Origin of the sequence: Corynebacterium sp. HMSC05C01 (assembly GCF_001807155.1) — a bacterium.
Lineage (GTDB): Bacteria > Actinomycetota > Actinomycetes > Mycobacteriales > Mycobacteriaceae > Corynebacterium > Corynebacterium coyleae.
On record NZ_KV787933.1, the window covers coordinates 14106 to 26510 of the forward strand.

The following is a 12405-nucleotide window of genomic DNA, read 5'->3' on the forward strand; positions in this document are numbered from 1 at the left end:
TCTTCGTCCGTGACCACTATCGCGAGCACTTCCAACGCCACCCCGGCGTCAGACGAACCAGGCGCGGCGCGCAAAGTCCGCCCGAGCCGACCGGCCCCCACGGCACCCGTATCGGTGCCGTGGACACGCCGCGACACCATCGCCGCCAGCGTGATCGGTGTCCTCGCGCTGTTTACCAGGTTCCTGGGGCTGACCCAGCCGACCAGTTCCGGCACCCCGGTCTTCGACGAGAAGCACTACGTACCGCAGGGTTGGGACATGGTGCGCAGCTCCTTCAACCCGGTACTCGGCGGCATTGAGTCGAACCCGGGCTACGGTCTTGTCGTGCACCCGCCGCTGGGCAAGCAGCTGCTGGCGCTCGGCGAAACCATCTTCGGCTACACGCCTTTGGGTTGGCGCATCATGACTGCCCTGTTCGGCACCGCAGTGGTCGTGTTCGTATTCCTCCTCGCACGGCGCATAAGCCAGTCCACCTCCATCGGTGTGATCGCGGGCATCATCGCGCTTTTCGACGGCGTCCTGCTCGTCGCCGCCAAATTCGGCATGCTGGATATCTTCCAGGTGTTGTTCATCGTCATTGCTGCCTGGACGCTCGCCGGCGATATGCGCGAGGTGCACCACCGCTGGCACGACGCCTGGCTGGCAGGCAAGTTGGATGGCACTGGCCCGTTCGGCCCGCGGATGGGCTTTCGCTGGTGGCGCTTCGCCACCGGTGTCGCCCTTGGTCTTGCGCTGTCGGTGAAGTGGTCAGGCCTGTACTACATCATGTTCTTCGGCCTGCTGTCGTCGTTCTGGGACCTCTACCTGCGCCGCCGCTACGGCGTGGAAAAGCCGGTCGCTGGCACCTTGCTTCGCGACGTCCCAGCCGCACTCGCCTCGATCGTGCTCATCCCGGCACTGCTCTACATCTGGTCCTGGCGCGCCTGGTTCGCATCCGAGACCTCTGTGTACCGCCACTCGCTTGCCGACGGCACCATCGCCGGCTCCGACTGGCCCTGGCTGACAAACCTGCCCGATTCCGTCGCTGGCTGGCTGTACTACCACTTCTCCGTCCTGAACTTCCACGCATCCCTGACCTCCTCGAGTGGGCACTCTCACCCGTGGGACTCCAAGCCGTGGGCATGGCTCGTCTCTGCGCGCCCGATCCTCTACTACTCCGCCACTGACTTGGAGTGCAAGGTCGCCCCGGGCGATGGCACCTGCCGCGAGATGATCTACATGTTCGGCACCCCTGCCATCTGGTGGCTCACCGTGCCAGTCCTGCTCTGGGCGTGCTGGGTCTGGCTGACCCGCAAGGACTTCCGCGTCATCGTTCCGGTGATCGCCTTCGCCGCCGGTTTCCTCCCGTGGCTGGCTGCATTCGACCGCCAGATGTACTTCTTCTACGCCACCGCACTGGTGCCGTTTACGGCGGTGCTGCTTGCGCTGGCGGTGGGCAACCTTGCGAAGAAGGGCAGACCCGTGACGTGGGGGTGGGTCAACAAGGTCGCAGGCTTTGAGATGCGCTGGGGCCAACTCGCTGCCGTGGTCTACATCGCCTTGGTCGCGGCAAGCTTCTTCTACTGGTCCCCGATCTTCTACGGCATGCGCATCCCGGATTCCTACTACGAATCCCTCATGTGGCTGCCGAGCTGGAAGTAACTACAACGGGTTGGCGCCGAGAATGCGCCACGCCCGGCGCACTTCCCCGCCGCGATCCGCGAACCACGTCCACACCAGCGCGATCACGCTGACAAACGGGATGAATACCGCGGCAGGTTCAAACTCACCCGCGCCAAGGACCGCGTCGCGCACCGCGAAGCCGACCGTGAAGGTGAACATCGACCCCACGATCAACAGCACGCCCGGGATCTGACGCGGCTTCCACGCCGTAAACGCCAGCGCGAGCGCCACACCGAGGCGTACAGACGCGCTAGACGCCACCACCGGTTCTTCCCCACCGGCAACGATAAGGCTGATGGCCCACAGCACCCACGCCACCGCCATAGCGAAAAGCAGGGTGCGCCCGATGGCAAGGCCGAAAGCGCGCCGTTGCGAGAGCTTGCGCCATTCGTCGTCCACGCTTGCCAGGATCACCTCTGACAGATCCTGCGGCGGGGCCATCGCGGGACGCTCCTGCGGCACGAACTCATGGGAGAGCACCAGGGCCTGGTCGAGGAAGGCCTGGCACTCATCACAGCTCGCCAGGTGTGCGTCGACGACGGCGTCGTCGAGACCGGCCGGTTCGCCGTCGATACGCGCAGACAGCGCTGTCTGAACTTCCTCGTGGCTAAGCACGCGTTAACACCCCATCCAAACTCGCACGACCGGTGCCGAACACGATGATGATAAACAACGCCGCAGCTAGCACCAGCGGGTACTCGATCCCGGCGTTTTCCACGAAGAACCCGTTATCCAGGTGCACGAAATACCCCGCGGCGAGCACGAGCAGCGTCAGCACCGACGCGACGATCGTAGTGAGCAGCCCCACTGCCAAAAACGCCCCACCGATAAGTTCAGCGGTACCAGTCAGGTATGCGGACAGTTGTGGCTGCGGCACCCCGAGTGCCGCGAAATCGCGCCCGGTTTGCGCCATGCCGGTGTCAAACCAGTGTTGAAACCCGCGGGCGACAAATACGGTGCCGAGGACAAGACGCAAAAGGAGCAGCGCAAAGTCACGTACGGCAGGCCTATTCATGCCAATGAGCGTACCCGTGGAACCGAATGGGGTAGAAACGAGTCCAATAGTTATGAGTGAAAACAAGATGAACGAAACTGACCAACTTCCAGACGCCGCAGGATGGCCCGTCGTCGGCGAAGACGGCCGTGCGCGCCCGCCATGGGCCGCAACCGATCCCCTGCTGCGCGACTACTACGACGCAGAGTGGGGCGACCCCGTACGCGACGAGCGGGGCATGTTTGAACGCGTCTGCCTCGAGGGCTTCCAGGTGGGCTTGTCGTGGCGGTTGATCCTGCAAAAGCGCGATGCGTTCCGCGACGCCTTTGCAAACTTCGACCCGGAGGTGGTCGCGGGCATGAGCATTGAGCATTTGCTTGACGACGACACCTTGATCCGCAACCGCCGCAAACTCCAAGCCGCCGTGACCAACGCCAAGGCAACACTTGCCCTGCGCGAGGAGGGCACGCACCTGGGCGAGTTCATCTGGTCCTACAAGCCGGAAACAACCCCTGCCCCGCGCACGATGGCGGAAGTCCCGACACAATCCGACGAGTCTGCACAGTTAGCCAAGGATCTGAAGAAGCGGGGGTTCACCTTCGTCGGACCGGTGACCATGTACGCGCTGATGGAGTCCACCGGCATCTTGGACACGAACCTCATCGGCACGTGGAAGCGTGGCAGATCCGGAGTGTGGGACTAGTCGTCGTCCATTTCGGCGAAGGCGTCCTCGACCGAGTCGTACTCCTCGCGGGAGGCCTCCCACACTTCCTTCGCCGCCGAAAAGTTCACCGCGGCGATGATCGCGCCGACGATGATGTCGAACCACGCGGTGTGCCACACGAAGGTCAGCAATCCCGCGACGATGATGAGCACGTTGGCCAACGCGTCGTTGCGTGCCGCGAGCCACGCGCCGGTGGCAAGCGACGAGCCTTCGTCGCGCAGCCGCAGCAGGATCACGGCACAGATCAGGTTGACCGCCAGCGCGCCGAGCGCAACACCGGTCAGCCCTTCCGGTGAGGGTGGCTCTGGGTTCAAAATCTTGACCACCACAGTCACCACGGCTGCCACCGCCGGGATCAGAATCAGGGTGGCAAGGACACTGCCGGCAGCGCGTCGCCTCGAAGCAGGCCATGCAACCGCAACAAACACGAGCAGGTTGATAGCGGTGTCTTCGAGGAAGTCGGCCGAGTCCGCAAACAATGATGCGGAACCAATCGATATCGCAGCGACGAACTCAACGAAGAAGTACGCGAGGTTCAGCAGCGCAACGATGAGCACTGCGCGGACACTGTGACCAATCCTTTCCATAGCGAAAGCCCCGCACGATCGTTCTATCGTGCGGGGCGGAAAGTGGAGCTAAGGGGAATCGAACCCCTGACCTTCGCATTGCGAACGCGACGCTCTACCAACTGAGCTATAGCCCCTCAAGGGCGCCTCTTGAAGGCGATTGCCACGTTACTCCTGCAACCCGATGTGGTTAAATCGCCTGGTTATAAGCCCTAGCTGGCGCGTGCAGCGAAGCGGTCGCGGATATCGCGGTAGTCGGCCCGGTCGTGGTCGTCTTCTGGCGGAGTGAAGCGAGAAACGGGCAGTGCGTCGAAGTCGGGGCTGTCGTCATCAAGATCCAGGATCACCGAGCCCGAGTAGCGACGAGCAACGCGCTCGCGCGAGTTGGCCTCATCACCCAGAGCGACACCCAGGCGCGCGCGACGCAGCTGGCGGAGACGACGCTGGTGCAGTGCGCGCTCCTGCAGCACGGTGTGGCGCAGTGCGATCATGTACCACGCGGTCAGGCCAAGCGCGACGATGTTGAGCGCCCACACCCAGCCACCGGCGACGAACGCGGCCACAAACGTGATCACACACGCTGCAAGCAGACCGAGCAGCGTGCGCTGGCGGCGCTGCTGGCGCGTGGCCTTGGCTGCCTGCTCGCGCTGTGGGTCGTAGCCACCGCGGCCACGACGCGACGCCGCAAATGCGATGTCTGCCTCGTCGACGACATCGTTTTCGGCCGCGTCTTCAGCGTCTGTGTCTGCGTCCACAGCATCCTCAGCGTCGACGGCCTCGACAGCGTCCGGGTTGTCCTCTGCGTCCTCCGCACCTTCAGCGTCAGCGACCTCAGCCTCAGCGCCTGTGTCTGCATCTGTGACGGTGTCTGCGGTGGCGTAGCCCAGGTCCGCCGGCGAGGTGTACGTCTCGTCGAGCTCGTAGAGGTCTTCCTCGACAGCTTCTTCAGCGGTGTGTTCAGCGCCTTCTTCGTTCTGGACGAGCACAGAGATTGCGGTCGAGCCGCCAGCCTCTGCGGCGACAACACTGGCGGTCTCAGCAGATTCAGCGGTCTCGACAGATTCCTCAGACTCGGCGGGTGCAGCCTCGTCCTGGGATTCAGCGTCAGCCTCGTCGGCGACGTGCTCGATAACTTCGCCATCGACGGTGTTGTCGTCCTGGGCAGCGTCTTCGGCCTGTGCGGATTTGAAGAGGCGCAGGTTCGGGGCGTCGTCGATAAGCACCTGCTCCTCCTCGGCGACAGCCTCGACAACCTCGTAATCGTCATCTGCGTCGTCGTGGCGGTGGATGTCAGCCTGGGTCAGCTTCGGGCGACGGCGGGTTGCCATGGGGGCGTCGCCACCTTTGTGCAGCACGCGCGTCTCTTCGTAGCCCTCACCGGAGCGGCGAATCGGCTTGTTATTCCCCACCGCCAACGGCGCGAGCACGATCACCCACACGATGAGGATCAAAACGATCAATAAGCTCGAGCTGCCCATCACAGACCTTTCCGCAACTACATGCACCCAATAGACACTTCACGCCACGGTATCGGCACAACCGACACTCGGCGGGTTGGCGCGCCGTGGTCACAGAAAGGAATTCAAAAACCAGACAACCTAGACAAGCCGACCCGCGCGGCGGAGCCGTTGCACCGCGGTCGTGGGATAGTCGTCGATATTGATGGCGACGAAGTGATGGTCACGCCACTGCCCGTCGATGTGCAGGTTGCGTCGCAAATAGCCTTCCTCCACAAAGCCGTTGGTGCGCAGCACCTTGCCAGAGGCAGGATTGCCCGGCAGATACGTCGCCGTCACACGGTGCAGACCCACGCGCCCGAAGGCGTGATCCACGCCGAGTGCACACGCCGCCGACGCGACCCCGCGACCCATATACGGCGAATGCACCCAGTAGCCGATCCAACATTCGGAGACGATCCCGTGCTGGATGTTGCCCAACGTCACTTGGCCGGCAAACGCGCCGTCGACCTCGATGACCATCGGCACCACCGTGCCCTGCTGCGCCATGCGTTTGAGGTTGAGCCACGAGTTGCGCCACGCTGCATGCGAGTGGGCGTCCTCCCAGGTGCCGTCCACTGTGGGCTCGACAGGCGCGAGCCATTGCCTATCGACGACGCGCGTCTCACACCAATCCGCCCCATCACTACCGCGCAGCGGACGCAACTGCACACGCGCACCGTCCGGCAGCCCGACGGCAGGGGTCAGTTCTGGCCAGCCCGGTGTGGGCGGGCGAAACATGGCAAACACGCTAGCTGCGCTGCCGGATGAACTCGACGTCCACCTCGTCGCCCGGGCGCACGTGGGTGGCACCCTCTGGCAAGTGGATCATGGCGTTGGCCTCCGCAAACCCAGCCAGCAAGTGGGTCGGGCCGGCGTCGAGCACGCTCAGCGGCTCCACGAGGTACTCGCCGGTCTCGCTGTCTCGCATGAGGCGGGCGCGAATGTAGCCCCGACGACCGTCGATGGACTCCATCGGACGCAACGAACGCGCACGCACCGTCTGACGCGTGATCGTCGGCGCCCCGAGGGCACGGCGGATGAGTGGCCGGACGATGGTCTCCGTAATCACCAGAGCGCTCACCGGATTCGAGGGCAAGAGGAACACTGGGATCCTCTCCTCCCCCAGCACGCCGAAGCCCTGAACGGAGCCAGGGTGCATGGCAACGCGGGTGGTGTCGATCTGCCCCATCTCGCGCAGGATCTCCTGGATCGCCGCAGCACCGGAGCCACCGACGGCGCCGGTGATGATGATGCACTCGCTCTTATCCACGTAACCGGCGATGGTCTCGCGCATGCGGCGCGGCTCCGCGTTGATGATGCCCGCGCGTTGCACCTCAGCGCCAGCCTCTTCAGCAGCGGCAGCCACAGCGTAGGAAGCGATGTCGAAGACTTGACCCAAACCGGGGTCGCGCTCCAAATCGACGAGTTCCAGACCGTAGCTCATCACCGTCACTCGCGGGCGCGGGTAAACGAGCACCTTGTCGCGACCGGCCGCAGCAGCCAGCCCCACCTGCGCGGGACCGAAGATGGTGCCCTGGCGCACGGCAACGTCGCCGGGCTGGATATCGTCGCCGGCCTTGCGCACAAAGTCACCGGTGCGCACGGGGCGCAGCGGAGTCACGCGCTTGCGGCCGCGGTCGGTCCACTCCAGCGGCAACACAGCATCAGCCAGGGTGGGCAGTGGTGCGCCCGTGGCCACACGCACCGCCTGGCGCGGTTGGAGGCGCAGCGGCTTCTGAGATCCGGCGGGCACCTCACCGACGACCGGCAGCGCACGATCGGGCGCCGGGCGCGGGGCCTTCTGCTCTTCGGCGTCCGCTTCGGACTCATCCTCGGCGCCAGCTGCTGGTCGCCTGCGCAGACCTGCGGTACCGCCGACGTCGACGGCGCGAACCGCAAACCCGTCGATGGCAGCCTGAGCAAAACCGGGAACCTGGCGGGTGGCGGCGATTTCCTCCGCGCACCGCAGCCCGAGGGCATCAGTGAGTGCGACGCGGATGGGCTCCGGCGCAACGGCAGCATCAATCACCGCTGCAAGCTGCTCCTCAACGCTGCGCATGGATGTACCCGCCTTACTTTCGCCTTAGTTTGTCAGTTCGGGGTGTTCTGCTTCGTATTCGGTGATGATCTTCTTCAACGCCGTGTACAACGCCGGCCCGTACTTTTCGTCGTGCAGACCAAAGTCCACATTCGCCGGAATATAACCACCCGGGTTGCCCAGGTCATGGCGCTTGCCCTCATGAACCACCACATGCACCGGGTGGCCTTCAGAGATCATCAACTCAATGGCATCAGTTAACTGCAGCTCGCCGCCCTTACCCGGGGTAATACGACGCAGCGCATCAAAAATGCCACGATCCAACAAATACCGGCCAGTAGCCACAAGCGTCGACGGCGCATCCTCCACAGCAGGCTTTTCCACCATGCCACGCACCTTCAACACCTCGATGCCATCAAAGGACTCCCCCGCATCCTCAACATCAAACACGCCGTAGTTAAACACCTCTTCACGCGAGACGTTAAACGCGCACAGCACAGACCCACCGAGGCGATTGCGCACTTCGACCATCTTGTCCATCACCCCCATCGGCAGCACAAGATCATCCGGCAACATGACGGCCACGGCATCTTCGTCGTCGTCAAGCGCCTGCTCCGCACACCCCACAGCATGACCCAGGCCGAGGGGCTGATCCTGCTCAACCGCAACAGCCTGAATCAGCTCGCCAGCACGAGCAACCTTTTCAGCCTGCTCTTCCTTGCCGCGCGCGACCATGAGATCCTGCAACTCGGCAAAGTCACCGAAGTGGCGCATGATCTCTTCCTTATTCGGCGCCACCACCACCGCCAAACGCTGCGCACCACAGGCCGCAGCCTCCTGGGCGATCAACTCAATGCCCGGAGTGTCCACCACCGGCAGCAACTCCTTCGGCACAGTCTTCGTCGCCGGCAAAAAACGCGTCCCCATACCAGCAGCAGGAACAACAACCGTCTTCAGCGAAAACGCGTTGCCGTCCGTGGCAGCCGGGGCCGCAGCAGTGTGGTCAGTAGAATTCCGCATAAGTCATGAGCTTAACCTGACGCCCCTGTAAACCCGGTGAGCGACCCAAGGAGTTCCGTGTCTCAATCCACACCAGCCGTCAATGCAAAAGATGCTTTACGACGAGCCCACCTCTCCACCCGGCGCGAATTAGCCGCAGACACTGCACGTAAGCAGTCACTTGACGACGCGATTGTGTCGCACACACTGGCGTGTTTGCGTGAGACGAATGCGGTGGGGACCAACATCGCGGCCTACAACCCGTTGGCTACTGAGCCGGGCCCAGCCGATTTCGCGACACGTCTTACCGGGCCCGCCCGCACGGTGTTCTTGCCAATCTCGCTCAGCAGCGGCGAGCTGGCGTGGTCCCCAGCCGCAGCCGACGACGCCGGTGCAACCGGTGCACTCGGAGTCGTCGAGCCCACCGGCGCACGATTCACCTCCCAGGTGTTGCGCTCGTGCGGGTTGATCGTCGCGCCGGCACTCGCGGTGGACCGAGGCGGGATGCGCCTAGGTAAAGGCAAAGGCTATTACGACCGTGCGCTTGCAGGACTCAACGTGCCGGTGGCCGCGGTGGTCTACGACGCGGACATCGTGGACGCCGTGCCTTGCGACGACCACGACCAACCCGTGGACTACATCATCACCCCAAGCGGATTTTTTAGGGTCTGAGGGAACCGGGGTAGCGCAGGGTCCGTCAGATACCTATGGACCTTCACGCACAGTTCGCACAGTTGCGCACGCCCGGATACCGCCGGTCTGTCATCATTCGCCGCATCGTTGCGGTGGTTCTTGTCATCGCCGCGGCGTTGCACGTCATCGTCGGTGTGTCACGCGATGATCCAGCGGTGGTTGTCTTTGCCCGTGAGGTTGCGCCCGGCACCACGCTTACCGGCGAGGACGTGGCCCTGCGGCGACTTCCAGCTGACGCAGTACCGCAGGGGGCACTGTCTGATCTCGCGCTGGCGGAGGGCCAACTTCTTGCCGCGGCGGCATCAGCTGGTGAGGTGGTGACCTCCACACGCCTTGTCGGACCGGATCTCACCGCAACCTTGATTGCGGAGGAACCACCCGGCGAAGAGTTCTCTCTGGTGCCGGTTCCGGTCGCGGAATCAGACATCATTCCGCTGCTGCATCACGGTGCACGGGTGGACGTGATCGCACAAGGGCCGCGCACTGTCGCAACTGGCGGGCGCGTGGTCACATCAGGTGAGAAAGGTACAGTTCTTGTGCTATTTCGGCAGTCTCAAGCAGAAGCCGTTGCTGCAGCCTCGCTGGATGGCCCATTGACCTTACTTTTGAGTCGTCATATACAACCGCCTAGTATTCCCTAACATGCTTCAAGGTTTTAAAGATTTCATCATGCGCGGCAACGTCATTGACCTTGCCGTTGGCGTTGTGATTGGTGCAGCTTTCACCGCTGTCGTCACCGCATTTTCCGATTCCATCATCAACCCGTTCCTCGCAGCCCTCGGCGGCGTGGACTACTCCGGCCTCGGCTTCTTCGTCCGTGAGGGCAACGAGGCTACCTTCGTTGACTTCGGTGCACTGATCACCGCAATCATCAACTTCCTGCTCATCGCTGCAGTGATCTACTTCCTGCTGGTCATGCCGATGAACAAGCTCGACGAGGCACAGAAGCGTCACAAGGGCGTCGACCCAGAGGAGCCGGCTCCGACCGAGACCGAGCTGCTCGCGGAAATCCGCGACCTGCTGTCCAACCAGAACCCGAACTCCACCCAGAAGCCGCTGAACTAATCCCCGTGATGCGGCGGCCGCTGCTCTTCGTAGAAGGCGCGGCCAGTCAAGCCCGGCTCTTCGTCATCGAGTAGCACTTCGCGCTCGCCGTCGAACGCCGGGCTTTTGCGTTGTTGCGACGGCGCCTTATCCGCCGTGCGGTCGTAATCCACATCCGCACGACGCACGACTCTTCTTCTCTTGCGTTCCATCTGCACTGTCACCGCGCGCTATCTACACCGAGTACTGGTTGAGTTCGCCGATGAGGTGGGTGACCAGCGGGGCAATCGTCGATACGCCATCGCGAATCGCCTGACGGCTCGACGCCAGGTTCACCACCACCGTAGAGCCGGATACACCGCAAATGCCGCGGGAGGTGCACGCATCAACCGCGCCACACGCCTGCCCCGACGCCCGAATCGCCTGGCTCACCCCCGGCACCACCTTATCGATGATGCCGCGCGTCGCCTCCGGCGTCTTATCGCGCGGGCCAACACCCGTACCGCCGAGCGTGAGCACCAAGTCCACACCACCGACGACACCGGTCTCAATCGCCTTGCGGATGTCGGACTTCTTCGACTTCACCCGCACCACACCGTCAACCCGGTAATTGAACTCGCTAAGGAGCTCCACCACCATCTTGTCGGTGTTGTCGCCGGGGGCGTCGTATCGACGATCCCCCACCAGCACAACAATGGCACGCGGCGATTCCGGCGCAGCCTGCTCCAGCTCAGAGGCACGAAGGGTTGCATCGTCCGGCTCGTTCATGTCCAGATCAGCAAGATCAACCGAGTCATACAGTTCAGTCATCGTAAAACGGGTTCCCGTCCGTCAGCGCGGTGAGAAATTATTGCAAGTCTCTAAAGAACTTACTCTGTACTGAGGGTCACCTCTACCGGAATCGGCTCACCTTCTCCTTGACGCTCCACTTGCAGCGTCACTGTCTGGCCAAAGTCCTGCGAACGGGTAGCGGCAATCAACGCGTCAGCTGAATCTATAAGTCGGTCATTCAACCGCGTGATCACATCTCCCCGTTTCAGGCCCGCCTGCTCCGCGGGGCTGCCCGGCTCCACCGCAGCAACCACAGCGCCGCCAGTGATGGCCTGGGCGATGCTGACCTGCACACCCAGCATCGGTTGCGTCGCCTCACCATTACGGATCAGCTGGTCCGCCACTCGCTTGGCAAAGTTCGACGGAATGGAGAACCCAAGACCGATCGAACCGCCGGAGCTCTCTCCGCCAAAGCTGCTCTGGGACAGCGACGCAATCGCCGAGTTCATACCGATCAGGTTGCCGTTCATATCCACCAACGGGCCGCCCGAGTTACCGGGGTTGATCGCCGCATCCGTCTGGATGCCGTCCATCAGCGAGCTCTCGCCGCCACCCTGGCTCGCGCGCACCGGTCGGTTGAGCGCAGAGACGATACCTGAGGTTACCGTCGCAGACAGACCCAACGGCGAGCCGACCGCCACGACCTGCTGGCCCACGCGCAGGTCGTTAGAATTGCCGAACTGCACCACCGGCAAGTTGTCTACGCCCTCGATCTTGAGCACGCCAATGTCGGTGTTCACATCGGAGGCAACATACTGCGCGCGGTGGCGAGAACCATCGTTGAGCGTGACTTGAATTTCGGTCCCAGGCTGCGCACCTGCGGCAATCACATGGTGGTTGGTCAGCACATACCCATCAGAGGAAATGATGGAGCCGGATCCCTCCGCCCCACCAGAGCGCGTGGCCACCTCAATGGACACCACAGACGGCAGCACCTGCGCCGCCACCTTCTCTACCGATCCATCTGGTGCCTCCGCGGCATTCGACACAGAGGGATTCTCCAGGGCGTTTTCTTGCGCCTGCTCTCCACGCGGAGCATCTGCGCTTTGCGACGACCCCGCCGACCCCGCAACGTAACCCGCACCACCACCGGCTGCAAGGGCTGTCACCAACGCAACCGCAAAGGCGGTTCCTACGCCTGCGCGACGCTTCGGAGCCTGGGATTGCGGCGGAACCGTGTACACGCCGCCGCTTGGCACATACGGTGCTTGTTCGTAGTTTTCAGTTGTCTGGTGCGGAAAGCTGGAGGTTTCATCGTTGGGTTGCTCTCCGAAATCGCGCGTATTGCTCATGGATTGCGAGTATGCCCTACCGCGCTGTGGTGGCGCTTGCGACCTCACCAAACGAAACGTAGT

Annotated in this window: 15 protein-coding genes and 1 tRNA gene; 5 read left to right on the forward strand and 11 right to left on the reverse strand. The window is 63.0% G+C overall.

Annotated features, from left to right (window positions below):
• The first annotated feature begins 9 nt into the window (after positions 1-9).
• Positions 10-1641: a dolichyl-phosphate-mannose--protein mannosyltransferase gene (locus tag HMPREF3145_RS01005; protein ID WP_371325686.1), complete on the forward strand. Its 1632-nt coding sequence runs from the start codon at positions 10-12 to the stop codon at positions 1639-1641.
• On the opposite strand, the gene HMPREF3145_RS01010 is transcribed toward HMPREF3145_RS01005, so the two are convergent.
• Positions 1642-2277 carry a zf-HC2 domain-containing protein gene (locus tag HMPREF3145_RS01010; protein WP_070421413.1) on the reverse strand — a complete coding sequence of 212 codons (636 nt, stop codon included), beginning with the start codon at positions 2275-2277 and terminating at the stop codon, positions 1642-1644. It abuts the gene before it with no gap.
• Positions 2270-2677: a DoxX family protein gene (locus tag HMPREF3145_RS01015; RefSeq protein ID WP_070421414.1), complete on the reverse strand. Its 408-nt coding sequence runs from the start codon at positions 2675-2677 to the stop codon at positions 2270-2272. The genes HMPREF3145_RS01010 and HMPREF3145_RS01015 overlap by 8 nt, the downstream gene beginning before the upstream one ends.
• A gap of 52 nt (positions 2678-2729) precedes the next feature.
• On the opposite strand from HMPREF3145_RS01015, the gene HMPREF3145_RS01020 reads away from it, so the two are divergent.
• Positions 2730-3359 (forward strand): DNA-3-methyladenine glycosylase I, encoded by a 630-nt coding sequence (locus HMPREF3145_RS01020; protein ID WP_246815441.1) that lies wholly within the window; start codon positions 2730-2732, stop codon positions 3357-3359.
• On the opposite strand, the gene HMPREF3145_RS01025 is transcribed toward HMPREF3145_RS01020, so the two are convergent.
• From HMPREF3145_RS01025 to HMPREF3145_RS01050, 6 genes are all read right to left on the reverse strand, one after another.
• The gene (locus HMPREF3145_RS01025; RefSeq protein WP_070421415.1) at positions 3356-3967 is read right to left on the reverse strand and encodes a cation efflux transmembrane domain-containing protein; all 612 of its coding nucleotides are present in this window, start codon (positions 3965-3967) and stop codon (positions 3356-3358) included. The genes HMPREF3145_RS01020 and HMPREF3145_RS01025 overlap by 4 nt on opposite strands.
• 43 nt (positions 3968-4010) lie before the next feature.
• Positions 4011-4083, reverse strand: a tRNA-Ala gene (locus HMPREF3145_RS01030).
• A gap of 75 nt (positions 4084-4158) precedes the next feature.
• A complete protein-coding gene (glpR, locus tag HMPREF3145_RS01035; RefSeq protein ID WP_141740771.1) occupies positions 4159-5406 on the reverse strand; it encodes a divisome protein SepX/GlpR in 1248 nt (415 codons plus the stop codon).
• Between the two features lie 138 nt (positions 5407-5544).
• Positions 5545-6183 (reverse strand): GNAT family N-acetyltransferase, encoded by a 639-nt coding sequence (locus tag HMPREF3145_RS01040; RefSeq protein WP_070421481.1) that lies wholly within the window; start codon positions 6181-6183, stop codon positions 5545-5547.
• A 10-nt stretch (positions 6184-6193) separates the two neighbouring features.
• A complete protein-coding gene (glp, locus tag HMPREF3145_RS01045) occupies positions 6194-7504 on the reverse strand; it encodes a molybdotransferase-like divisome protein Glp (RefSeq protein ID WP_070421417.1) in 1311 nt (436 codons plus the stop codon).
• 24 nt (positions 7505-7528) lie between these two features.
• Positions 7529-8503 (reverse strand): UTP--glucose-1-phosphate uridylyltransferase, encoded by a 975-nt coding sequence (locus tag HMPREF3145_RS01050; protein ID WP_070421418.1) that lies wholly within the window; start codon positions 8501-8503, stop codon positions 7529-7531.
• Between the two features lie 57 nt (positions 8504-8560).
• On the opposite strand from HMPREF3145_RS01050, the gene HMPREF3145_RS01055 reads away from it, so the two are divergent.
• From HMPREF3145_RS01055 to mscL, 3 genes are read left to right on the forward strand one after another with little or no spacing between them, the layout of a single operon-like run.
• Complete coding sequence (locus tag HMPREF3145_RS01055) at positions 8561-9154, forward strand: 5-formyltetrahydrofolate cyclo-ligase (protein WP_070421419.1); 594 nt, start codon at positions 8561-8563, stop codon at positions 9152-9154.
• A gap of 35 nt (positions 9155-9189) precedes the next feature.
• On the forward strand, positions 9190-9816 hold the full coding sequence (locus HMPREF3145_RS01060; RefSeq protein ID WP_070421420.1) for an SAF domain-containing protein: 627 nt from the start codon (positions 9190-9192) through the stop codon (positions 9814-9816).
• A 1-nt stretch (position 9817) separates the two neighbouring features.
• Positions 9818-10240 carry a large conductance mechanosensitive channel protein MscL gene (gene mscL / locus HMPREF3145_RS01065; protein ID WP_070421421.1) on the forward strand — a complete coding sequence of 141 codons (423 nt, stop codon included), beginning with the start codon at positions 9818-9820 and terminating at the stop codon, positions 10238-10240.
• On the opposite strand, the gene HMPREF3145_RS01070 is transcribed toward mscL, so the two are convergent.
• From HMPREF3145_RS01070 to HMPREF3145_RS01080, 3 genes are read right to left on the reverse strand one after another with little or no spacing between them, the layout of a single operon-like run.
• Entirely contained in the window at positions 10237-10431 is a 195-nt protein-coding gene (locus HMPREF3145_RS01070; RefSeq protein ID WP_070421422.1) for a hypothetical protein, read from the reverse strand. The genes mscL and HMPREF3145_RS01070 overlap by 4 nt on opposite strands.
• Before the next feature lie 22 nt (positions 10432-10453).
• Positions 10454-11029, reverse strand: a complete 576-nt coding sequence (locus HMPREF3145_RS01075) for a MogA/MoaB family molybdenum cofactor biosynthesis protein (protein WP_070421423.1) — start codon at positions 11027-11029, stop codon at positions 10454-10456.
• Positions 11030-11088: 59 nt separating this feature from the next.
• Positions 11089-12342 (reverse strand): S1C family serine protease, encoded by a 1254-nt coding sequence (locus tag HMPREF3145_RS01080; RefSeq protein ID WP_083279310.1) that lies wholly within the window; start codon positions 12340-12342, stop codon positions 11089-11091.
• Positions 12343-12405: the final 63 nt, after the last annotated feature.